Annotated in this window: 21 protein-coding genes; 9 read left to right on the top strand and 12 right to left on the bottom strand. The window is 63.3% G+C overall.

The annotated features are described in order from the left end of the window. Nucleotides 1-51: 51 nt before the first annotated feature. Together ACTJKT_RS18730 and ACTJKT_RS18735 are read right to left on the bottom strand one after the other, a co-directional pair. Entirely contained in the window at nt 52-387 is a 336-nt protein-coding gene (locus ACTJKT_RS18730; RefSeq protein ID WP_440788112.1) for a hypothetical protein, read from the bottom strand. Next, complete coding sequence (locus ACTJKT_RS18735) at nt 384-1,601, bottom strand: S-type pyocin domain-containing protein (protein ID WP_440788113.1); 1,218 nt, start codon at nt 1,599-1,601, stop codon at nt 384-386. The genes ACTJKT_RS18730 and ACTJKT_RS18735 overlap by 4 nt, the downstream gene beginning before the upstream one ends. Before the next feature lie 361 nt (nt 1,602-1,962). Between ACTJKT_RS18735 and ACTJKT_RS18740 the strand changes: the two genes are divergently transcribed. Together ACTJKT_RS18740 and dmeF are read left to right on the top strand one after the other, a co-directional pair. After that, complete coding sequence (locus ACTJKT_RS18740) at nt 1,963-2,235, top strand: metal/formaldehyde-sensitive transcriptional repressor (RefSeq protein WP_053278552.1); 273 nt, start codon at nt 1,963-1,965, stop codon at nt 2,233-2,235. Between the two features lie 14 nt (nt 2,236-2,249). Continuing rightward, nucleotides 2,250-3,206, top strand: a complete 957-nt coding sequence (gene dmeF / locus ACTJKT_RS18745) for a CDF family Co(II)/Ni(II) efflux transporter DmeF (RefSeq protein ID WP_440788114.1) — start codon at nt 2,250-2,252, stop codon at nt 3,204-3,206. Nucleotides 3,207-3,208: 2 nt separating this feature from the next. Here the strand turns inward: dmeF and ACTJKT_RS18750 are convergent, their stop codons facing one another. The 3 genes from ACTJKT_RS18750 to ACTJKT_RS18760 form a co-directional block, all read right to left on the bottom strand. Continuing rightward, on the bottom strand, nt 3,209-4,183 hold the full coding sequence (locus tag ACTJKT_RS18750; RefSeq protein ID WP_440788115.1) for an alpha/beta fold hydrolase: 975 nt from the start codon (nt 4,181-4,183) through the stop codon (nt 3,209-3,211). 91 nt (nt 4,184-4,274) lie between these two features. Continuing rightward, a complete protein-coding gene (locus tag ACTJKT_RS18755; protein ID WP_440788116.1) occupies nt 4,275-4,622 on the bottom strand; it encodes an antibiotic biosynthesis monooxygenase family protein in 348 nt (115 codons plus the stop codon). Then, nucleotides 4,622-5,764, bottom strand: a complete 1,143-nt coding sequence (locus tag ACTJKT_RS18760; protein WP_440788117.1) for a cytochrome P450 — start codon at nt 5,762-5,764, stop codon at nt 4,622-4,624. The genes ACTJKT_RS18755 and ACTJKT_RS18760 overlap by 1 nt, the downstream gene beginning before the upstream one ends. 81 nt (nt 5,765-5,845) lie before the next feature. On the opposite strand from ACTJKT_RS18760, the gene ACTJKT_RS18765 reads away from it, so the two are divergent. Both ACTJKT_RS18765 and ACTJKT_RS18770 read left to right on the top strand, forming a co-directional pair. Next, nucleotides 5,846-6,619 carry an ArsR/SmtB family transcription factor gene (locus ACTJKT_RS18765; RefSeq protein WP_440788118.1) on the top strand — a complete coding sequence of 258 codons (774 nt, stop codon included), beginning with the start codon at nt 5,846-5,848 and terminating at the stop codon, nt 6,617-6,619. A 70-nt stretch (nt 6,620-6,689) separates the two neighbouring features. Continuing rightward, entirely contained in the window at nt 6,690-7,187 is a 498-nt protein-coding gene (locus ACTJKT_RS18770) for an AAA family ATPase (protein WP_440788119.1), read from the top strand. Between the two features lie 434 nt (nt 7,188-7,621). On the opposite strand, the gene ACTJKT_RS18775 is transcribed toward ACTJKT_RS18770, so the two are convergent. Continuing rightward, entirely contained in the window at nt 7,622-8,257 is a 636-nt protein-coding gene (locus tag ACTJKT_RS18775) for a hypothetical protein (protein WP_440788120.1), read from the bottom strand. A 114-nt stretch (nt 8,258-8,371) separates the two neighbouring features. On the opposite strand from ACTJKT_RS18775, the gene ACTJKT_RS18780 reads away from it, so the two are divergent. The 4 genes from ACTJKT_RS18780 to ACTJKT_RS18795 all read left to right on the top strand — a co-directional run bounded on the left by ACTJKT_RS18780 (nt 8,372) and on the right by ACTJKT_RS18795 (nt 12,652). Next, the gene (locus ACTJKT_RS18780; RefSeq protein ID WP_007925060.1) at nt 8,372-9,781 is read left to right on the top strand and encodes a circularly permuted type 2 ATP-grasp protein; all 1,410 of its coding nucleotides are present in this window, start codon (nt 8,372-8,374) and stop codon (nt 9,779-9,781) included. A gap of 3 nt (nt 9,782-9,784) precedes the next feature. Next, nucleotides 9,785-10,735, top strand: coding sequence for an alpha-E domain-containing protein (locus ACTJKT_RS18785; protein WP_097302969.1), 951 nt, complete (start codon nt 9,785-9,787; stop codon nt 10,733-10,735). Then, nucleotides 10,732-11,529 carry a transglutaminase family protein gene (locus ACTJKT_RS18790; RefSeq protein ID WP_440788121.1) on the top strand — a complete coding sequence of 266 codons (798 nt, stop codon included), beginning with the start codon at nt 10,732-10,734 and terminating at the stop codon, nt 11,527-11,529. The genes ACTJKT_RS18785 and ACTJKT_RS18790 overlap by 4 nt, the downstream gene beginning before the upstream one ends. 325 nt (nt 11,530-11,854) lie before the next feature. Beyond that, on the top strand, nt 11,855-12,652 hold the full coding sequence (locus ACTJKT_RS18795) for an N-acetylmuramoyl-L-alanine amidase (protein WP_440788122.1): 798 nt from the start codon (nt 11,855-11,857) through the stop codon (nt 12,650-12,652). A 91-nt stretch (nt 12,653-12,743) separates the two neighbouring features. Here the strand turns inward: ACTJKT_RS18795 and ACTJKT_RS18800 are convergent, their stop codons facing one another. The 5 genes from ACTJKT_RS18800 to ACTJKT_RS18820 form a co-directional block, all read right to left on the bottom strand. Further along, the gene (locus tag ACTJKT_RS18800; RefSeq protein WP_097302971.1) at nt 12,744-13,763 is read right to left on the bottom strand and encodes a branched-chain amino acid aminotransferase; all 1,020 of its coding nucleotides are present in this window, start codon (nt 13,761-13,763) and stop codon (nt 12,744-12,746) included. A gap of 280 nt (nt 13,764-14,043) precedes the next feature. Then, complete coding sequence (gene lpdA, locus ACTJKT_RS18805; RefSeq protein WP_440788123.1) at nt 14,044-15,435, bottom strand: dihydrolipoyl dehydrogenase; 1,392 nt, start codon at nt 15,433-15,435, stop codon at nt 14,044-14,046. An 18-nt stretch (nt 15,436-15,453) separates the two neighbouring features. Then, nucleotides 15,454-16,743, bottom strand: a complete 1,290-nt coding sequence (locus ACTJKT_RS18810; RefSeq protein WP_440788124.1) for a dihydrolipoamide acetyltransferase family protein — start codon at nt 16,741-16,743, stop codon at nt 15,454-15,456. After that, nucleotides 16,744-17,802, bottom strand: coding sequence for an alpha-ketoacid dehydrogenase subunit beta (locus ACTJKT_RS18815; protein WP_025809506.1), 1,059 nt, complete (start codon nt 17,800-17,802; stop codon nt 16,744-16,746). A gap of 1 nt (nt 17,803) precedes the next feature. Then, nucleotides 17,804-19,039: a 3-methyl-2-oxobutanoate dehydrogenase (2-methylpropanoyl-transferring) subunit alpha gene (locus ACTJKT_RS18820; protein ID WP_440788125.1), complete on the bottom strand. Its 1,236-nt coding sequence runs from the start codon at nt 19,037-19,039 to the stop codon at nt 17,804-17,806. 197 nt (nt 19,040-19,236) lie between these two features. Between ACTJKT_RS18820 and bkdR the strand changes: the two genes are divergently transcribed. Then, nucleotides 19,237-19,725, top strand: coding sequence for a Bkd operon transcriptional regulator BkdR (bkdR, locus tag ACTJKT_RS18825; RefSeq protein ID WP_009048410.1), 489 nt, complete (start codon nt 19,237-19,239; stop codon nt 19,723-19,725). A 115-nt stretch (nt 19,726-19,840) separates the two neighbouring features. Here bkdR and ACTJKT_RS18830 read toward each other — a convergent pair whose 3' ends face one another. Continuing rightward, nucleotides 19,841-20,782 carry a polysaccharide deacetylase family protein gene (locus tag ACTJKT_RS18830; protein WP_440788126.1) on the bottom strand — a complete coding sequence of 314 codons (942 nt, stop codon included), beginning with the start codon at nt 20,780-20,782 and terminating at the stop codon, nt 19,841-19,843. Nucleotides 20,783-20,925: the final 143 nt, after the last annotated feature.

Here is a 20,925-nt window from a genome sequence, read left to right on the forward strand (position 1 = left end):
GGGAGGGGCAAGCCTCCCGCTGCAGTGCACTGCATCTGAGCTCTTGGCAGGTCAGGTAAATGCATCAATATCGTCAAGCGTATCTGCAACAACGCCTTCCAATGAAGGGAATTTCTGCTTCACGCTTTCGAGTGCCGGAAGGACCATTTCCCTATCCAGTTTGCTATGTCTGCGAGCTATATGGCCCAGAGCGGTGACGGCGGATGCTGCAACCGATTCAGTTTCACTTGCAAGGTACTTAAGGCAAGTATTCTGGGCCCAGACTCTGTCACCTTCATTCAGACCGATAGAAATCAATCCCGCAATAACGTCTGTATCCACGCTACTGGCAAGCAGCTTCGTCGCGTCATCGTGACTGGTTGAGGGATCTTGATAGAAAAGGTTCACTTTTGCGCTCCCAGAATATTGCCCCTGATGTCTACTTTCTTGGCTTTGATCAAGGCATTTTTCATCTCTTGGTGAAGTTTATCCCATTGCCTGACGTGGCCGTGGTAGACATCTCCTTGCGTACGGTCAAAGACGACAAACTCATTTGTCTCTGGGTCGACGCCAATCCTGCGGGGTGATGTAGGTTTCACCTGAACGGAGTTCTCCAGGGCTTCCTGTCCATGGGTGGGACCTTTGCTTTTGACTGCTGTGTCCGCCTTGCCGTGGTAACTGGCTGCATTGAACTCCAGTGCCAAAACAATATAGAGAGGCCTGATACCGGAATCTGCCGGAAATACCAGGATGAAGTCCTTGTATTCTGGAGGGTAGATCGGATTGACGATGATGTTATTCGCTTGCTCGGTGGGCGGATAAATCCAGATATGAGGAGCTTGTGGTGCCGCTTCTAACGGGGGCGTTCCTGACGCGCTGGAAGGATCAACGGCCGGTGTCCAGATGAGAGTTACCCCGTCCCCGAAGTCAGCCACCTGTTGTTGGCCCCGAGCAGCAAACTGGACTATGGGAATCATTTCCCAATCGCGGCGCTTCTCTGTGTTGTACCCATATCCTTTAAGCGTTCCATCGGCTTGCTGTTCTACGTGCAATCGCACACGTGTACGACCTTCCTTGAGAGTCTTGAGCTGCTCGGGTGTGTACAGGGAACTGTCTCCAAGACTAGAAGGCCAGAGCAGTGCAACCATGCCTGCTAAGACACTAGCGGCAACTCCGGTAGCGATTGCGCCAGCACCACTGGCAGTGCCCGTGGCAGCAGCCCCGGCACCTGCTACAGCTCCAGCAGTACAGAGGCTTGCGCAGGAAGCTCCAGAAGCTGCCAGGCCACCTGCTAGAACCAGTGTTCCCATTGCTGCGGGCAAAGTCCCACCACTGATTATCTGGAGCGGAATGTTCCCCGAAGCATCCGTTTCACGGCCGCCCAGCAAGGCGAACTCGCCGTACTCTTTGATGGCAGCGATGGGGAGGGTCGAGCTTGCGTAGTTGATAACCCCATCAGGGAGCTTACAGGGCTTGGTAAAGGTGCAGCCGGCTGCCTTGGGCTTGTCTTCCGGCTTCGGTGGAAGGTCTTGGTATTGCGCCCATCGCTGGGCACCAAGATCAACAGGCTCTATACCCTTGTTGCGATACCCCTTTGGGGCGTTCGGCACGTAACCGCTCATCCGTGTTTGCTTCCCTGTCGTCCATAAAAAGTCCCCGGCAGTGGGGGCGAATGACATTTGCAGTTGGCTTCGGGACGTTACCGTGAATGTTGATGAGCAGCCTGTAGGGAGATTCTGAAAAATGTGGTGGATGGCTTGGGGGGCTATGGAATGGTTGCGGCCAGGTCGGGGCGCAGCCTGACCTGGCGACTGTTCTTCTATAAATCCCTTCGAATAGCGCATCGTGCTTCCGTGCCTTCGCCTGGCGGGGTGGGGCGTGGGGGATCGAAATACGTTGGCGGATGACTGGCATCGTCAACCTCTTGTATTGGTTCGTGGCATGGTTCAGGATGCGCGCCATATAGGTATAGGGGGTATAGGTATGTCGCACACGCACGCACAGAAGGACGATCTGCTCAAACGGGTCCGGCGCATTCTTGGCCAGGTGCAGGCCGTGGAGCGGGCCCTGGAGTCTGGCGCGGAGTGCGCCAAGACCCTGCACCTGGTGGCGGCCACCCGCGGCGCGATCAACGGGCTGATGGGGGAAATCATCGAGGCCCATGCCCTGGAGCACGTGGCTCACCCCGAACTCAGCGATGAAGAACGGGCCAAGGGCGTGAGCGAACTGCTCGAAGCCATTCGCCGATATTCCTGACCGGAGACCGCCCCATGAGCCCCACCTTGCCAGCCGCCGGCTTGACCCACGACCACCACTTCCTCGGTGCCGCCCACGATGAAAACGCCCGGCGCACGCTGTGGGTGGTGGCGCTGACCTTCGTCATGATGATCGGCGAAATCGCCGCCGGTTATCTCACCGGTTCCATGGCCTTGCTGGCCGACGGTTTCCATATGGCGACCCATGCCGGGGCCCTGGGGATCGCGGCGGCGGCCTACGGTTTCGCCCGGCGTAATGCCGACAATGCGCGCTTCAGTTTCGGCACCGGCAAGGTCGGCGATCTGGCGGGATTCGCCTCGGCGCTGATCCTCGGCCTGGTGGCCATCGGCATCGCCGGCGAGTCGCTGCTGCGGTTGTTGCAGCCGACCCAGGTGGCCTTCACCGAGGCGACGGTGATCGCCGTGGTCGGGCTGCTGGTGAATATTGTCAGTGCGTTGCTGCTCTCCGGCGGCCATGCCCATCACGGCCACGATCACGGCCATCAGCATGCTCATGAGCATCCGCACGAACATTCACAGGGGCATGGCCATCACCACGACAACAACCTGCGCTCGGCCTATGTCCATGTGCTGGCCGATGCCCTGACCTCGGTCCTGGCCATCGCTGCCTTGCTGGCGGGGCGTTATCTGGGTTGGGTCTGGCTCGACCCGGTGATGGGCCTGGTCGGTGCGCTGGTCATCGGTCGCTGGGCCTATGGCTTGATGAAGTCCAGCGCGGCGGTGCTGCTCGACACCACAGACGAGCACCTGGCCGACGAGATTCGTCAGTCGGTGGAAGCCGTCGGCGATGCGCGCATCACCGACCTGCATGTGTGGCAGGTCGGCCCGCAGGCGCGGGCGGCGATTGTCAGCGTGGTAGCGGCTGCCGGCGTCAGCGCCGAGACCATTCGCCAGCGCCTGGCGCCGGTCCACGAACTGTCGCACCTCACGCTCGAATATCGCAGCCTGTAGCGCTAGGCCCCTGTCTGCACCGCAGGCGGGCAGGGGTAGTTTCTCCCGAGAAAATCCAGCAACCGCAAATTGACCTCTTCGGCCCGTTCGCTCTGGATCCAGTGCCCGCAATCCGCCAGCCGATACTGTTCCAGGCGTGGCACCTTGCCGGGCATGCGCTCCAGGGTGCGAGCTTCCAGTTGGCCCACCGGGTCGCGGTCGCCGATCATGAACAGGGTGGGTTGGCTCACCTGGCGTTCGCTCAGGTGCGCGGTCCGCTGCCAGTTGCGCTCGAAGTTGCGGTACCAGTTCAGGGCGCCGCGAAAACCTCGCCCCGCAAAGGTGCGCCGGTACACCGCGAAGTCCTCCGGCGTGCACCAGGCGGGTGGTGCCTGGTGCGCTGGCATGCCCTCGAACAGCAGGGCCGACGGGCTCTTCTCATCCAGCAGGTGTTCGCAGTCGTGCATGAAATGCAGCAGGCTGCGGTCGATGTCGGCGTCCAGTTCCCGCTCGGCGACGCCGGGTTTCTGGAAGTACAGGATGTAATTGAAACGCTCGGCGAACAGCTCGGCCATGATCTCCACGGCCGGGCGTTTCGGGCGGCCGGCGAAAGGCACCGAGAGGGCCACCAGGGCCTTGACCCGCTGCGGCTCCAGCAACGCCAGGTGCCAGGCGACCACGGCGCCCCAGTCATGACCGACGATGCAGGCCTGCTCCTGGCCCAGGGCATCCATTGCCTGCTGAATATCCGCGCACAGGGTCAGCACGTCATAGGCGACTACATCTTCTGGGGCGCTGCTGTCGCCGTAGCCGCGCATCTGCGGAATCAGCACCCGGTAGCCGGCGGCCACCAGCGGCGCCACCTGCCGACGCCACGAATACCAGCACTCGGGAAAACCGTGCAGCAGCCACACCGGCGGTCCATCCAGCGGGCCGGCGGCATGCAGGTGCAACTCGATGCCGTTGAGCTTCAGGGCATGTTGGGTGATCTGGCTCATGATCCTGTCCTCGCAAGTCCAGGCATGACCCTAGCAGAAGCCCCATGACCCTCTGACCACCATTCATTGGTCGAATAGGCGCCCAGCAGTTTTACCCGGCATGGGTCTGACGGCTGTCCGCCGGCGCCTGGTCGCGCCGGGTCAGCCCGTAGTCGCGCGCCACTTCGGCGACCCGCAGCCGGTAGTCGGCGAACACCTGGGTCCGTCCCAGGGCTTGGGCGGTGCGATGGCGTTCGAGGGTGCGCCAGGCCTCGACCGCTTGTTCGTCGCGCCAGAACGACAGGGACAGCAGCTTGTCCGGCTCGCTCAGGCTCTGGAAACGCTCGATGGAAATGAAGCCGTCGATCTCCAGCAGCAGCGGTTTCAACGCGGCGGCGATATCCAGGTAACGCTGGCGATGTTCCGGGTGCGGCAGGGCTTCGAATATCACGGCGATCATCAGTGCGACTCCGGCAGGGTGGTGAACAAGGGGATGCGCCCGTTGAGCGAGTCTTTGTAGGTCCAGCCGATGGGTTGGTCGAGGGTCGATTGCCGCAGCAGCGCACCGACCACCGTGCTGGCGATGGTCAGGGCCAGGGCCTGGCCGGGGCATTGGTGGCGGCCGCTGCCAAAGCTGAAACTGCGCCGCGCCTCGCGTTCGAGCAGCAGGCGATCCGGCTCCGGGTTCAATTGCGGGTCGCGGTTGGCCGAGGCCAGCAGTACTAGCACCACGTCGCCCGGCTTGAGCGTCACTCCGGCGATGCTGCAAGGTGCGGCGACGAAGCGGCGAGTGTTCTGGACTGCCGGGTCGTGGCGCTGCACCTCGGCCAGCAGGTCGGCGACCCGGGTGGGTGCCGCCCGCAATTCCGCGAGCAAGCGGCGATCGCCCAGCAGGGCGCAGAGGCTGTTGCCGATCAGCCCGGCGCAGGCCTCGAAGGTCTGGGACAACAGGCCGATCAGGTTGGCGACCAGGCTGTCGTGATCCTGCCTGCCGAAGCCTTTGACGATCCGCTGCAAGAGCGGGCTGGCGGGCGCCTGATCGAGCAGGATCTCGAAGTGTCGGGTCAAGTGTTCGGCTGCCCGGTGGGCGGCATCCCGTTGTGTCTGATTGCTGGCCGGCGACAGGCAGGCGACGAAGTCCTGGGTCAGATCGGCAATCGCCGGCAGCTGGTGCGCGGCAAAGCCCAGCAGCCCGGCGACCACCGCCACCGGCAGGCGGAACTGGCCGTCATGCAGCCTGGCAGGGGTATCCCTTGGCAGGCTCAGCAGCAGGGCGGCGACCCGCTGCTGGATTTCCTCGGCATGTACCAGTTGCAGGCCCGGCTCGACTGCGGCCCGCGGGCAACGCTGGCGCTCGCCGTCGTTCATCCGCATCAGCTGGCCGAACACTTTGCCGGCGGCGCCGTCGACTATGGCCCGGGGCACTGGCTCGTGGGCGGGACGTACCCGGCACTCGGGATGGGCCAGCACCGCGGCCACCGCTGCGGCGCTGCTGGCCAGCCACATCCCCAGTCCGGGGTCGAAGGCCAGCCCGCCCCGGGTCCGCAGGCTGGCGTAGTAGGGGTAGGGATCGGCGTGGGTGACGGCGGTGATCGGGTCCATGATGGGAGGCCTTATTCGCGGGGGAGAAGTGTTGCTACTATCGGCAACCTGCGAGGGGCACGATTCGTTCGGGAGCGAAATATGAATGCACAGCAGCACGACAACGCTGTATCCCAGGTCGCCGCGGCCATTGCCGAGCCGGCGCGGACGAAAATGCTCTGTGCGCTGATGGACGGCCACGCGCGCACCAGCACTGAGCTGGCGGCGATTGCCGATGTCAGCGCCTCCACAGCCAGCGCGCACCTGGGCAAACTCAAGGAGCTGGCCCTGGTGCGCCTGCATGTGCAGGGCCGCCATCGCTACTACAGCCTGGCTGACAAACGCGTGGCCCAGGCCCTGGAAGCCCTGATGGTGATCGGGCAAAGCGCTGCCCCTGTGTTCAGCCCGCGCACCCCGGACCGTCTGCAGTTCGCCCGCACCTGCTACGACCATATGGCCGGCACCCTGGCGGTGCAGCTGCATGACCACATGCTCGACGCCGGCTGGTTGCAGCAACCGCAGGAGGACGCCCAGGAGTACAGCCTGAGCCCGGCCGGCGAAGGGTTTTTTGCCGGATTGGGCATCGATGTGCGGGCCCTGGCGAGCTTGCGCCGACGCTTTGCCTGCCCTTGCCTGGACTGGAGCATGCGCCGCCCGCATCTGGGTGGTGCGTTGGGGGCCGCGTTGTTACAGGAGGCGATCCGGCGCAAATGGCTGACCCAGGACCTGGACAGCAGGGCGCTGGGGTTGACCGCCCTGGGGCGCAAGGAGCTTGCCAGTCGCTTCGCCGTCCAGATCGAAGAACCGGACAGCCCAACCCGGCGTGTCGGGAGCGCTGGCAAACCGGGTCGCCCGGCCGTTACCCAGGCTTCATAGGTCGGTCCACAATCCCATGGCTGGTGTTGTCGTCAGCCTTCGAATGCAGTCCAGGCTTGGAGTCTTCAGCATGCTTATCGTCTTCAGTGGCCTGCCCGGCAGTGGCAAGACCACCATCGCCCGGGCCCTGGCCAGCCATCTGCGGGCCACCTATCTGCGCATCGACACTATCGAGCAGACGTTGCGCAACGGAGGGTTGGCGGAGGTCGGCAAGGCCGGGTACGAGGTCGCCATTGCCCTGGCCCGCAGCAACCTGGCCCTGGGCAACCGGGTGGTGGCCGATTGCGTCAATCCGGTCTCCGAGAGCCGCCAGGCCTGGCAGGGCATCGCCGAGGCCGAGCAGAGCCTTTTGCTGAATGTCGAGGTGGTCTGCACGGACGTCGCCGAGCACCGGCGCCGGGTGGAAAGCCGCGAGGCGGATGTGCCCGGCCTGCGTCCACCCAGCTGGCAGTCGGTGCTCGATCATGATTACCAGGCCTGGAGCCATGAGCGCTTGACGCTAGACAGCTCCCTGCTGTCGTCGGCCGAGGCGGTGCGGATCATCCTCGAACACCTGAAAACCTTGTAGCGCGGTGCGCGCGATAGCTGTTTATCCGCGAACCCCTGTAGGAGCGAGCTTGCTCGCGATGGCGGTGTGCCTGATTCACCGTGGCGCCTGCATCGCGAGCAAGCTGCGCTCCTACAGGTTCGGTGGTGTGGGGCGGGCGGGGATAAATCCTGGCTGATTGCACCAAACCCCGGCCGAGGCGGTGTGCGCGATAGCGGTTATCCGCGAGTCCCTGTAGGAACGAGCTTGCTCGCGATGGCGGCGTGCCTGATTCACTGCGGTGCCTGCATCGCGAGCAAGCTGCGCTCCTACAGGTTTGGTGGTGGGGGGAGGGCGGGGATAAACCCTGGCTGATTGCACTGAATCAATAAAAAGTGGAATGAAGAGTTCGGCGGATAACTTCGGCGAACGTTATTCCTTCGGGCGCGAACCGTGCACAGTCGGAAATGTCCGGTTCAATCCTGTCCGACACTTTTACAAACTAGCGCTGGCGAAAAGCTGAAATTGCGCCAATAGTTGGCGCTATTGGGTGTTTCGTTCGCCGTTGGTGCGTTTTCCGGACCGCTAATGGTGCGCTGTTCTTTCTCTCGGCAGGCCGCGTCAAATCTTGCTTTGTGCAAAGCGATAACAGCTGCTTTGCCAAAAATCCCCTTGTCAGGGCAAAAAAAACTTCCTCGACAGTTTCTGCACTTTTTTCGTTCGCGCCAGTGTTGTGCAAGGCCGTTCAGGCGGCATTTTGGATAAAACGTTTCAGCGTCAGCAGGGATTGGAGTCCCCTGGCTGAATGAAAAGTGTCGCCGAAGTGTCATTTTTCCACCCTTGGGGACTTTATTCGCGGGGAGACGGGATTTGGGCACAGCGATTGCTAAAGCAGATAGACAGCCTTTGAACTCCAACGAAGTGTGCTGTTGAAGTTTCGGAAAACTTTCAGTTTGAAAGTTCAGATTAAAACCAAAAAGGAGGTGACGAGTTCCACAACCAATGGACGTCATCGCGGGCGATCCATTGCCGAAAATCCATACGGGAAGTTTTGCCAAACGACTGGCGTCAATAAGTGGGGTATTTCCGCCGGCATCGAGTGGAATATTCAAGCCGCACAATGAGGTGCACAACAGAACAGTTTCTATCGCTCAGCGTAAGGCCCGATTTATTGAAACAGAGAGTTTAAATAAAAAGCCGTTTAAACCACGGCGAGGAGTTGGGGTATGTCCCGTGCTTTTTTTAACGAAATGTATGATGCCAGTGGTGGCTGCCGCCCACATTACCAGGAGTTCGCCCGCTGGCTGGCGGACACCCCAGTGGAGCTGCTGGACCAGCGTCGGCGCGAAGCCGACCTGCTGTTCCACCGCGCTGGCATCACCTTCACGTTGTACGGTGACGAGCAAGGCACTGAACGGCTGATTCCCTTCGACATCATCCCGCGCAGCATCAAGGCCAGCGAATGGCGGAACGTCGAGCGCGGCTGCATCCAGCGGGTCCAGGCACTGAACCTGTTCCTGGCCGATATCTACCACGGGCAACGCATTCTCAAGGAGGGCATCATCCCGGCCGAGCAGGTGCTGGCCAACGAGGGTTACCAGGTGGCGATGCGCGGCCTGGACCTGCATCGCAATATCTATTCGCACATCTCCGGCGTCGACCTGGTGCGTGACGGCGACGGCAGCTACTACGTGCTGGAAGACAACCTGCGCACCCCCAGCGGCGTGAGCTACATGCTCGAAGACCGCAAGATGATGATGCGCCTGTTCCCCGAACTCTTCGCCGCGCAACGGGTGGCGCCCATCGACCACTACCCGAACCTGCTGCTCGATACCCTGAAAAGCTCCAGCCCGCTGGACAACCCGACGGTGGTGGTGCTGACCCCGGGGCGTTTCAACAGCGCCTATTTCGAGCATGCGTTCCTGGCCCGGGAGATGGGCGTGGAACTGGTGGAGGGCGCCGACCTGTTCGTGCGCGACGACCGCGTATTCATGCGCACCACTTCCGGTGCCCAGGCGGTGGATGTGATCTATCGTCGCCTCGACGACGCCTTCCTCGATCCCTTGTCGTTCAACCCCGATTCCATGCTCGGCGTGCCCGGGCTGATCGCCGCCTACCGTTCCGGCAATGTGGTGCTGGCCAATGCGGTGGGCACCGGGGTGGCGGACGACAAATCGATCTACCCCTATGTCGACGAGATGATCCGCTTCTACCTGAGCGAGGAACCGATCCTGAAGAACGTGCCGACCTGGCAATGTCGCAAACCGGAGGAGCTGTCCCACGTACTGGCCAACCTGCCGGACCTGGTGGTCAAGGAAACCCAGGGCTCCGGCGGCTACGGCATGCTGGTGGGGCCGGCGGCCACGGCGGCGGAGATCGAAGACTTCCGCGCCCGGCTCAAGGCCCGCCCGGAAGCCTATATCGCCCAACCCACCCTGTGCCTGTCGACCTGCCCGACCTTTGTCGAGAACGGCATCGCGCCGCGGCATATCGACCTGCGCCCGTTCGTCCTGTCGGGCAGCGAAACCCGCCTGGTGCCGGGCGGCCTGACCCGCGTGGCCTTGCGCGAAGGCTCGCTGGTGGTGAACTCGTCGCAGGGCGGCGGCACCAAAGACACCTGGGTCGTGGAGGATTGACCGATGCTTTCAAGAACCGCTGCAGACCTCTACTGGATGTCCCGTTACCTGGAGCGCGCCGAGAACCTGGCGCGCATGCTCGAAGTCAGTTACTCGCTGTCGCTGATGCCCCAGGCGGGGCGCAGTGACGGCCGTGCCGAGCTGGCGATGTCGCTGCTGGCCGCCGGCACCCTGGACGACTACAACCAGCGTTACGGCGAGCTGAACAGCGAACGCATGCTGCACTTCTTCGCCCTCGATGAAACCAATCCCGGCAGCATCTATTGCTGCCTGCGGGCGGCGCGGACCAACGCCCACGCGGTGCGCGGGCGGATCACCGCCGACATGTGGGAGAACATCAACGCCACCTGGCTGGAGATGCGCAACATCGCCAAGAGCGGCCTGGGGCGCTACGGCATCAGCCATTTCTGCGAATGGGTCAAGGAGCGCTCGCACCTGTTCCGTGGCGCGACATCGGGCACCATCATGCGCAACGATGCCTATTGCTTCATTCGCCTGGGCACCTTTATCGAGCGGGCCGACAACACCCTGCGCCTGCTGGATGCGCGCTACGAAATGTTCGGCGAGGAGTCGGAGGAGGTCAGCGACAACTCGGCCCGTGGCTACTACCAGTGGAGCGCCTTGCTCCGTGCCCTGTCTTCGTTCGAGGCGTTCAACGAGATCTACCGCAATGCGCCGGGGGCCGAGCAGGTGTCCGAGATGCTGCTGTTGCGCGCCGACGTACCGCGCTCGCTGCATGCCTGCGTCGAGGAGCTGGACCAGATCCTCGCCAGCCTGCCGGGCAACAACGGCCGTCCGGCCCAGCGCCTGGCCGCCGAGCTGAACGCGCGCCTGCGCTACACCGGGATCGACGAAATCCTCGCGTCGGGGCTGCACCTGTGGCTGAGCGATTTCATCGCGCAGATCCGTCACCTGGGGCAGACCGTCCACGAATCCTATCTGGAGGTTGTATGAAACTTTCCATACGCCACGACACCACCTACAGCTACGCCGATGAAGTCTGCACCAGCATCCAGTTCCTGCGCCTGACGCCGCAGAACAGCGAGCGCCAGCACATCCTCGAATGGCACCTGGAACTGCCGCGCCTGGTGCGCAGCCAGCTCGACCCCTACGGCAATATCCTGCATGTGCTGACCATGGACGAGCCCCATGGCGCCCTGGTCCTGACTGCCTATGGCCAGGTGGAAATCGACCAGGCCCGGGAGGTGGAACACGACAGCCAGTCGCCGCTGCCGTTCCTGCGCAGCAGCTCGCTGACCAAGGCCGACGCGGCCCTCAGCGCCTTCGCCGCGCAGCACTGCGGCACCCGGCGCGACCGCGCGGCGCTGATCGAGCTGATGCATGCCCTGGCCGCACACATGGTCTACAGCCCGGGCGCGACCACGGTGGACACCACCGCGGCCGAGGCTTTCGCCGGCGGGGTCGGGGTCTGCCAGGACCACACCCATGCCTTCCTGGCCTGCGCCCGCGGCCTGGGGATTCCCGCGCGTTATGTCTCCGGCTACCTGTGCACCGAAGACGAAAGCCACCTGGCCAGCCATGCCTGGGCGGAGGCCTGGATCGACGACGGCTGGTACAGCTTCGACGTGACCAACCGCCTGGCCAGGCCAGAGCGGCACCTGAAGCTGGCGGTCGGCCTCGACTACCTCGACGCCTGCCCGGTGCGCGGCATGCGTCGCGGCGGTGGCGCCGAGCACATGCTGGCGCGGGTCCAGGTCAACTCGATGTTCCAGGTCCAGCACCAGTAACCAGCGTCTGTAGGAGCAAGCGGGCGGCGATCCGTCTTGCCCGCGATGGCGCCGCACCTGACCCACCGCGGCGTCTGCATCGCGAGCAATCGAGCAGCGACCGGCTGCTCCTGCAATGTCCTGAGTGTTCTTTTAGGACTTTTCCTAAAGACGGCGCTGCATCCCGCTCTCTAGCATTCCAGCCCCCCGCAAGCCTGAGTGGCGCGGGGCAATGGAAAGCAGAGTTCAAGGGCGGTTTATGCAGAAGTACACGGCGGTTTTGGGGCTTTTACTGGCGGTTACGGGTTGTACCGGCCTGCAGAAAGACCAGGTCGATGAAACGCTTATGGCAAAAAACGGCTACGCGATCTCGACAAGCGAGCAAGCAGTGGCCAAGAACAACCGGATTCGTTTCCTGGTGCTGCACTACACGGCGCTCGATCAGCAGAAGTCCCTGGAGGTCCTGACCCGCTCGGAGCTGGTGAGCGCCAACTACCTGATCCCGGAGGAACCGAAGACCCACAAGGGCCTGCTGGTGGCCGACCAGTTGGTCGACGATCACGACCGGGCCTGGCATGCGGGGGTGAGCCAATGGAAAAACCGCAGCAACCTGAATGACACCTCGCTGGGTATCGAGATCGTCAACGCCGGTTGGGACCAGGAGAGCGGGCAGCCCCTGGGCGCGCCCTACGGCGAGCGTCAGACTGAATTGCTGATCAGCCTGGCGCGAGACCTGATCGAAAAGTACGACATCCAGCCGACGGACATTGTCGGCCACTCGGATATCGCGCCGGGGCGCAAGATCGATCCGGGGCCGTTCTTTCCCTGGAAAAAACTTGCCGAAGCCGGCGTCGGTGCCTGGCCGGACGAGCCCACCATCGGCGACTACCAGGCCCGTTTCAGCGTCACGCCACCGAGCATGATGCAGGTGACCAAGGCCCTGCAAACCTATGGCTACGGTTATCTGGACCAAGGCCTGGAGCCCGTGGTGAAGGCGTTCCAGATGCGCTTCAACCAGGAGCATGTCAGTGGGGTGGTCGATATCAAGACCGCAGCCATCCTGTTTGCCCTGATCGACAAATATCACGGCAAGGAAAAGGCCTGGGATATTCTCCTGCCTCCGGAAGCTGCCGCGCTCGGCTAGGGGCGGTCGGTTCCGGCTGTATGGCGCGACCATGAAAAAGCCCGCTCTTCACTTCGGTGAAGGGCGGGCTTTCTTGTGGCCGGGTGTCAGGTCAGACCTTGACGATCCAGCCCGCTGGCGCTTCGATGTCGCCGGTCTGTACGCCGGTCAGCTCTTTGTAGAGCTTCTGGGTGATCGGGCCGACTTCTTTTTCGCTGTAGAACACGTGCAGCTTGTCCTGGTAGTCGATGCCGCCGATCGGCGTGATCACCGCGGCGGTGCCGCAGGCGCCGGCTTCCTTGAAGTCCGACAGCTTGTCGATCAGCACGTCGCCTTCGATCACTTCCAGGCCCAGGCGGGTCTTGGCCAGTTCGATCAGCGACAGGCGGGTGATGCCTGGCAGTACCGACGGCGACTTCGGCGTGACGAATTTGTCGTCATGGGTGATGCCGAAGAAGTTGGCCGAACCGACTTCCTCGATCTTCGAGTGGGTCAGCGGGTCCAGGTAGATGCAGTCGGCGAAGTGCTTCTTCTTGGCTTCCGAACCTGGCATCAGGCTGGCGGCGTAGTTGCCACCGACCTTGGCCGCGCCGGTGCCTTGTGGCGCCGCGCGGTCGTAGGTGGAGATCAGGAAGTTGTGCGGGGTCAGGCCGCCCTTGAAGTAGGCGCCGACCGGAATGGCGAAGATCGAGAAGATGAACTCGGGGGCGGTGCGCACGCCGATGTTGTCACCCACGCCGATCACGAACGGGCGCAGGTACAGCGCGCCGCCGGTGCCGTAAGGCGGGATGAAGCGCTCGTTGGCGCGAACCACTTCCTGACAGGCGGCAACAAATTGCTCGGTGGACACCTGCGGCATCAGCAGGCGCGCGCAGCTGCGCTGCATGCGGGCGGCGTTCTGGTCCGGGCGGAACAGGTTGATCGAACCGTCCTTGCAGCGGTAGGCCTTCAGGCCTTCGAAGCACTGCTGGCCATAGTGAAGGGCGGTGGAGCCTTCGCTGATGTGCAGCACGTTGTCTTCGGTCAGGGTGCCTTTGTCCCACTCGCCGTTACGCCAGTGCGACAGATAGCGCTTGTCTGTCTTGATGTAGTCAAAACCCAGCTTGTCCCAATTGATGCTTTCGTTACCCATGACACCCTCTATCGCTTAACAACCGTCGCAACGGCTCAAGGCTTCTGACGTTTTTTGGATGGGCACAACAATACTGCATTCCGGGGGGGCACCGCATCCCGGGCGATGGGAGGGTGAGCAAAAAAACTTAGCCTGCTCATGAACCCTCCTGTCGCCCCGCGGCGAGCGGTTTCTGTAGGAGCGAAGCTTGCTCGCGATGGCGTCGGCACAGACGGCTCGATTTCCCCGCCGTGCTCATTGGCCCTATCGCGGGCAAGCCTCGCTCCTACAGATCCGGTGTTTACAGATGCAGCGCGTGGCCCAGGGCGCGCAATGCCGCTTCCTGCACCGCTTCGCCCAGGGTCGGATGGGCGTGGATGGTGCCGGCGATATCTTCCAGGCGCGCGCCCATTTCCAGGGACTGGCCGAAGGCCGTGGACAGCTCGGACACGCCGACGCCCACCGCCTGCCAGCCGACAATCAAATGATTGTCACGGCGCGCCACCACCCGCACGAAACCGCTTTTCGATTCCAGGGTCATGGCGCGGCCGTTGGCGGCGAACGGGAAGCTCGAGACGATGCAATCCAGGCCGGCGGCCTTGGCCTCGTCCGGGGTCTTGCCGACCACCACCAGTTCCGGGTCGGTGAAGCACACCGCGGCAATGGCCGTGGGGTTGAACTCCCGGTGCTGGCCGGCGATCAGCTCGGCGACCATCTCGCCCTGGGCCATGGCCCGGTGCGCGAGCATGGGTTCGCCGGCGAGGTCGCCGATGGCCCAGACATTGCGCATGCTGGTCTGGCAGCGGTTATCGATGCGGATGGCCGAGCCGTTCATCTCCAGGTTCAGCGCTTCGAGGTTCCAGCCCTGGGTGTTCGGCTTGCGGCCGACCGCCACCAGCACCTGGTCGGTTTCCAGCTTCAGGCTTTCGCCGTTCGGGTCGCGCACCTGCAGGCTGTTGCTCCCGGCATCGAAGCCTTCGACGCTGTGCTTGAGGTAGAGCTTGATCCCCAGTTGCTTCACCGATTCGAGCACCGGTTGGGTCAGCTCGGCGTCATAGGCCGGCAGGATGCGCTCCTGGGCCTCGACCACGCTGACTTCGGCGCCGAGCTTGCGGTAGGCGATGCCCAGCTCCAGGCCGATATAGCCGCCGCCGACCACGATCAAACGCTTGGGCAGGGCCTTGGGCGCCAGGGCTTCGGTGGAGGAGATGATCGGCCCGCCAATCGGCAGCATCGGCAGGTTGACGCTTTTCGAACCGCTGGCCAGCAGCAGGTGCTCGCACTGGATGCGAGTGTCGGCGCCTTCGATTTCCACGGTCTTGCCGTCGATGACCTTGGCCCAGCCACGGATCACCTGGACCTTGTGCTTTTTCAGCAGGGCGGCGACGCCAGTGGTCAGGCGGTCGACGATGCCGTCCTTCCATTCCACGCTCTTGCCGATGTCCAGGGTCGGCGCCGCGACACTGATGCCCAGGGCCGAGCCCTGGCTGTGATGCCGGGTCTGCTGGAACTGTTCGGCGACATGGATCAGCGCCTTGGACGGGATGCAGCCGATGTTCAGGCAGGTGCCGCCCAATGCCTGGCCTTCCACCAGGATGGTCGAGATGCCCAGCTGGCCAGCGCGGATCGCCGCCACATAACCGCCAGGGCCACCGCCGATGATCAGCAATGTAGTGTTCAGAGACTGTTGCATGCCTTGCTCCAGAAATGCCTATTCAACAAAGAGGCTGGCGGGTTGTTCGAGCAGGCCGCGAATGGCCTGGATGAAGAGCGCCGCGTCCATGCCGTCGACCACCCGGTGATCGAAGGAACTGGAGAGGTTCATCATCTTGCGGACCACGATCTGGCCTTTGATCACCATCGGCCGTTCGACGATCTTGTTCACCCCGACGATCGCCACTTCCGGCAGGTTCAGCACCGGCGTGCTGACGATGCCGCCCAGGGCGCCGAGGCTGGTCAGGGTGATGGTCGAGCCGGACAGTTCGTCGCGGGCCGCCTTGCCCGTGCGCGCGGCTGTAGCCAGGCGCGCGATTTCCGCAGCGCTGTCCCACAGGTTGCGGGCTTCGGCGTGCTTGACCACCGGCACCATCAGGCCGATGTCGCTTTGCGTGGCCACCCCGACATGCACCGCGCCGTGGCGGGTGATGACCTGGGCCTCGTCGTCGTAACGCGCGTTGATCTGCGGGAAGTCGCGCAGGGCCACGACCAGGGCCCGCACCAGGAACGGCAGCAGGGTCAGCTTGCCGCGGCTGGCGCCGTGTTTTTCATTGAGGTGCGCGCGCAGTTCTTCCACGGCAGTGACGTCGATTTCCTCGACATAACTGAAGTGGGCGGCGCGCTGGGTGGCTTCCTGCATGCGCTGGGCGATCTTGCGGCGCATGCCGATTACCGGGATCTGCTCTTCGTCGTGACGCTGGGCATAACCGGACGGCGCCGAGCCGCTGCGTGCGTTCTGGGTGCCCTGGGCCAGGTAGGCGTCCAGGTCTTCGTGGAGGATGCGTCCGGCCGGGCCGCTGCCCTGCACCAGGCGCAGCTGGATGCCCAGGTCCAGCGCATGCTTGCGCACGGCCGGGGAGGCCAGCGGGCGCTCGTCGGCGTCGCGGGCCACCGGTGCCTGTGGCGCGGGGCGGCACGCGGCGGCGGGTTTGCTTTCCAGCACTGGCGCGGCTTCGACCTTGGGCGCTGCCACCACTTGTGCTGCTTCTTTAATAGGGGCAGGTTCCTTGACCAGCTGATCGGAGGCCTTGAGGTTGCCGGCGCCTTCGACCTCGATGCTGATCAATATGCTGCCCACCGCCATCACTTCGCCGGGCTGGCCGCCCAGGGAGATGACCTTGCCGTGCACCGGGGAGGGGATATCCACCATGGCCTTGTCGGTCATGACGTCGGCCAGCACCTGGTCCTCGACCACCAGGTCGCCGACTTTGACGTGCCACTGCGCCAGTTCTACTTCTGCGATGCCTTCGCCGATGTCCGGCATCTTGATTACGTGCGTGCCCATTCAGACCTCCATGACCCGTTGCAAAGCCGCGCCCACTCGGGACGGGCCAGGGAAATACGCCCACTCCTGCGCGTGCGGGTAGGGGGTGTCCCAACCGGTCACGCGTTCGATAGGCGCTTCCAGGTGGTGGAAGCAGTGTTCTTGCACCAGCGACACCAGCTCGGCGCCGAACCCACAGGTACGGGTGGCTTCGTGGACCACCACGCAGCGGCCGGTCTTTTTCACCGACTTGACGATGGTCTCCAGGTCCAGCGGCCACAGGCTGCGCAGGTCGATGACCTCGGCGTCGATCCCGGTTTCCTCGGCGGCCACTTGCGAGACATACACCGTGGTGCCGTAGGTCAGCACGGTGACGTCCTTGCCCGGGCGGGCGATGGCGGCGACGTCCAGCGGCACCTTGTAGTAGCCGTCCGGCACCTGGGCCGAGGGGTGTTTCGACCAGGGGGTTACCGGGCGGTCGTGGTGGCCGTCGAACGGGCCGTTGTACAGGCGCTTGGGCTCGAGGAAGATCACCGGGTCATCGTTTTCGATGGAGGCGATCAGCAGGCCCTTGGCGTCGTAGGGGTTGGACGGCATCACGGTGCGCAGGCCGCAGACCTGGGTGAACACCGCCTCGATGCTCTGGCTGTGGGTCTGGCCGCCGTAGATGCCGCCGCCGCAGGGCATGCGCATGGTCAGCGGCGCGGTGAACTGGCCGGCGGAGCGATAACGCAGGCGCGCCGCTTCGGAAATGATCTGGTCGGTGGCCGGGTAGACGTAGTCGGCGAACTGGATTTCCGCCACCGGGCGCAGGCCGTAGGCGCCCATGCCGACGGCGACGCCGACGATGCCGCTTTCCGAGATCGGTGCGTCGAACACCCGCGAGGTGCCGTACTTGGTCTGCAGGCCTTCGGTGCAACGGAACACGCCGCCGAAATAACCGACGTCCTGGCCGAACACCACCACGTTGTCGTCACGCTCTAGCATCACATCCATGGCCGAGCGCAGGGCCTGGATCATGGTCATGGTGGTCGTGGTCATGGCGGTTTCCAACTGGATATTGTTGTTGTGGTCGTTCATGTCAGATTCCCAGTTGCTGGCGTTGGCGCTTGAGGTGCTCGGGCATTTCCTTGTACACGTCCTCGAACATGGTCGCGGCGCTGGGGATCTGCCCGCCGGCGAGGGTGCCGTACTGCTCGGCCTGTTTCTGCGCGGCGATGACTTCGGCTTCCAGTTCAGCGCTGACCGCGGCGTGTTCCTCTTCGGACCACTGGCCGGTCTTGATCAGGTGCTGCTTGAGGCGGGCGATCGGGTCGCCGAGGGGGAAGTGGCTCCAGTCGTCGGCCGGGCGGTACTTGGACGGATCGTCGGAAGTGGAGTGCGGGCCGGCGCGGTAGGTGACCCATTCGATCAGGGTCGGGCCGAGGTTGCGCCGGGCGCGTTCGGCGGCCCAGCGGGACGCGGCGTAGACCGCGATGAAGTCGTTGCCGTCCACTCGCAGCGAGGCGATGCCGCAACCGACGCCGCGACCGGCGAAGGTGGTGGCTTCACCGCCGGCGATGGCCTGGAAGGTGGAGATCGCCCACTGGTTGTTGACCACGTTGAGGATCACCGGCGCGCGATACACGTGGGCGAAGGTCAGGGCGGTGTGGAAGTCCGACTCGGCAGTGGCGCCGTCGCCGATCCAGGCCGAGGCGATCTTGGTATCGCCCTTGATCGCCGAGGCCATGCCCCAGCCCACGCCTTGCACGAACTGGGTGGCCAGGTTGCCGGAGATGGTGAAGAAGCCGGCTTCTTTCACCGAGTACATGATCGGCAACTGGCGCCCCTTGAGCGGATCGCGCTCGTTGGACAACAGCTGGCAGATCATGTCCACCAGCGGCACTTCACGGGCCATCAGGATGCTTTGCTGGCGGTAGGTGGGGAAGCACATGTCGTCGATGTTCAACGCCAGGGCCTGGGCGCTGCCGATGGCTTCCTCGCCGAGGCTCTGCATGTAGAACGACATCTTCTTCTGGCGCTGGGCGACCACCATGCGGTTGTCGAAGATCCGTGTCTTGAGCATGGCGCGCATGCCCTGGCGCAGCACCTCGCTGGGCACCTCTTCGGCCCAGTCGCCCAGGGCATTGCCCTGGTCGTCGAGCACGCGAATCAGGCCACGGGCCAGGTCGGCGGTGTCGGCGGGTTCTACATCGATTGGGGGTTTGCGCACCGTGCCGGCGTCGGTCAGACGCAGGTAGGAGAAGTCGGTTTTGCAACCGGGACGGCCTGAGGGTTCGGGCACGTGCAGGCGCAGCGGTTCGTACGCTTGGGTCATGGCTTGTCTACGCTCGATCTTGTGAATTTCTTGTAGTGGGCGCGCTTAGCTGACAGTCATTCCTTGGGTAAGGGAAATCTTGTCCTACAACAATCATAGGCCGGGCCAAGGAGAATATTTATCTCTGTTTCGTTGCGCTAAAGATGATTTGCAGATAAAAAATCTGCATAAACATAAAAAGAAGGTTGATTTGTCTCATGCGCAAACTGGACCGTACCGACATCGGCATTCTCAACAGCCTCCAGGAGAATGCCCGCATCACCAACGCCGACCTCGCCCGTTCGGTGAACCTTTCGCCCACCCCCTGCTTCAACCGCGTGCGCGCCATGGAGGAGTTGGGGCTGATCCGCGAGCAGGTGACCCTGCTGGATGCCGACCTGCTGGGGCTGCACGTCAATGTGTTCATTCACGTCAGCCTGGAGAAGCAGGTGGAGGAGGCGCTGCAGCATTTCGAAGAGGCCATCGCCGACCGCCCGGAAGTCATGGAGTGCTACCTGATGGCCGGCGATCCGGACTACCTGATCCGCGTGCTGGTGCCGACCATCCAGGCCCTGGAGCGCTTCATGATGGACTTCCTGACCAAGGTGCCCGGCGTGGCCAATATCCGTTCCAGCTTCGCCCTCAAGCAGGTGCGCTACAAGACCGCGCTGCCGCTGCCGGCCAATGGGTTGACGCTGGGGAATTGACTGGGCGCTGTATCAAGGTGTCTGGACCGGCCTCATCGCGGGCAAGCCTCGCTCCTACGGGNCGATAGCGCCCTCCCAGCCACCGCCAATCTCGAATCGCCCCGCCAGCAAAGCCTCAATCGTTGTACGCCGCCTCACTGTTATCGATCAACGGGTTGTTCTCCGTCAGTACGATCTGCGCGATCCGGTCCTTGCGCATAAAGCTGACCTTGGGGTGGGACTGGGCGTAGCGGATAAAACGCTCCACCGCTTCGACCATCGCCGGCGTGCCGCCGATACGGTCGTGCAAGCTCACCGACATCATCCGCCGCCGGCTCGTGCCTTCGGCGTACAGACGATCGAACTCCAGCACCAACTGCTGATAGAACTGCTCGGCGGAGAAGTGCCGGCCCTCGATCAGCACGATGTCGTTGTTGCGCAGGGTGTAGGGCACCACGGCGAATTTCTTGCCGCGCACCAGGGTGACGAAAGGTTCGTCACGGCTGACATCGTCGATGTGGTAGGTGAAGTTCAGCTCCTGCAACACCTTCAGGGTATTGGGGCTGCGCCGCAGCCAGTTGGCGTTGTAGCCGACCGAGCGCTGGCCGGTGAGCTTCTGCACCGCGTCCACGCCATCGCCGATGAACTGTTTTTCCTGGGCGTAGCTCATGTTGTAAGAGTCGGCCCAACGCATGCCATGGGCCGCCACCTCGTGGCCACGCGCGGCTATGGCTTTGACCAGCTCCGGGTGTTTCAGCGCGGCTTCACCGACCACATGGGAAGTGACCTTGATCCCGGTGCGGTCCCAGAGGTCGAGCAGGCGCCACAGGCCTTCCTTGTGGCCGTAGTCGAACCAGGTGTTGGCCGGCAGGTCGGGGTAGCCCTTGGGCAGCGGGCTTGCGGAAAACGGGCTTTCGGCGCCCTCCGGCTGGCCACCGGTCTCGAACTGCATGGAAAACGACAGCACCAGCTGCGAGCCGTCCGGCCAAGGGCGCTCCTGGGCGAATGCCAGGGCCGGCGTCAGCAGGCTGAGGGCGAGCAGGCGCTTGAGCCAGCGCGAGTTCTTGTGGGGGGACATGGTGGCACTCCTCGAGGAAAAAGTGCCCATAGGCTGGCATCCGGTTTTTTCCTGAAACATCCCCTCGAAACCAGTTCACCTTTAAAGAAAATTTACCAATCGAGCCCGGGGTTGCCTGGACTGGCCTCATCGCGGGCAAGCCT

Origin of the sequence: Pseudomonas sp. 22526 (assembly GCF_052044735.1) — a bacterium.
Lineage (GTDB): Bacteria > Pseudomonadota > Gammaproteobacteria > Pseudomonadales > Pseudomonadaceae > Aquipseudomonas > Aquipseudomonas piscium.

Bases quoted from the DNA above. Each gene is read 5' to 3' on its own strand.
- ACTJKT_RS18735 (WP_440788113.1), bottom strand. From the start codon at position 1,601: ATGAGCGGTTACGTGCCGAACGCCCCAAAGGGGTATCGCAACAAGGGT.
- ACTJKT_RS18740 (WP_053278552.1), top strand. From the start codon at position 1,963: ATGTCGCACACGCACGCACAGAAGGACGATCTGCTCAAACGGGTCCGG.
- dmeF (WP_440788114.1), top strand. From the start codon at position 2,250: ATGAGCCCCACCTTGCCAGCCGCCGGCTTGACCCACGACCACCACTTC.
- ACTJKT_RS18750 (WP_440788115.1), bottom strand. From the start codon at position 4,183: ATGAGCCAGATCACCCAACATGCCCTGAAGCTCAACGGCATCGAGTTG.
- ACTJKT_RS18755 (WP_440788116.1), bottom strand. From the start codon at position 4,622: ATGATCGCCGTGATATTCGAAGCCCTGCCGCACCCGGAACATCGCCAG.
- ACTJKT_RS18760 (WP_440788117.1), bottom strand. From the start codon at position 5,764: ATGGACCCGATCACCGCCGTCACCCACGCCGATCCCTACCCCTACTAC.
- ACTJKT_RS18765 (WP_440788118.1), top strand. From the start codon at position 5,846: ATGAATGCACAGCAGCACGACAACGCTGTATCCCAGGTCGCCGCGGCC.
- ACTJKT_RS18770 (WP_440788119.1), top strand. From the start codon at position 6,690: ATGCTTATCGTCTTCAGTGGCCTGCCCGGCAGTGGCAAGACCACCATC.
- ACTJKT_RS18780 (WP_007925060.1), top strand. From the start codon at position 8,372: ATGTCCCGTGCTTTTTTTAACGAAATGTATGATGCCAGTGGTGGCTGC.
- ACTJKT_RS18785 (WP_097302969.1), top strand. From the start codon at position 9,785: ATGCTTTCAAGAACCGCTGCAGACCTCTACTGGATGTCCCGTTACCTG.
- ACTJKT_RS18790 (WP_440788121.1), top strand. From the start codon at position 10,732: ATGAAACTTTCCATACGCCACGACACCACCTACAGCTACGCCGATGAA.
- ACTJKT_RS18795 (WP_440788122.1), top strand. From the start codon at position 11,855: ATGGCAAAAAACGGCTACGCGATCTCGACAAGCGAGCAAGCAGTGGCC.
- ACTJKT_RS18800 (WP_097302971.1), bottom strand. From the start codon at position 13,763: ATGGGTAACGAAAGCATCAATTGGGACAAGCTGGGTTTTGACTACATC.
- lpdA (WP_440788123.1), bottom strand. From the start codon at position 15,435: ATGCAACAGTCTCTGAACACTACATTGCTGATCATCGGCGGTGGCCCT.
- ACTJKT_RS18810 (WP_440788124.1), bottom strand. From the start codon at position 16,743: ATGGGCACGCACGTAATCAAGATGCCGGACATCGGCGAAGGCATCGCA.
- ACTJKT_RS18815 (WP_025809506.1), bottom strand. From the start codon at position 17,802: ATGAACGACCACAACAACAATATCCAGTTGGAAACCGCCATGACCACG.
- ACTJKT_RS18820 (WP_440788125.1), bottom strand. From the start codon at position 19,039: ATGACCCAAGCGTACGAACCGCTGCGCCTGCACGTGCCCGAACCCTCA.
- bkdR (WP_009048410.1), top strand. From the start codon at position 19,237: ATGCGCAAACTGGACCGTACCGACATCGGCATTCTCAACAGCCTCCAG.
- ACTJKT_RS18830 (WP_440788126.1), bottom strand. From the start codon at position 20,782: ATGTCCCCCCACAAGAACTCGCGCTGGCTCAAGCGCCTGCTCGCCCTC.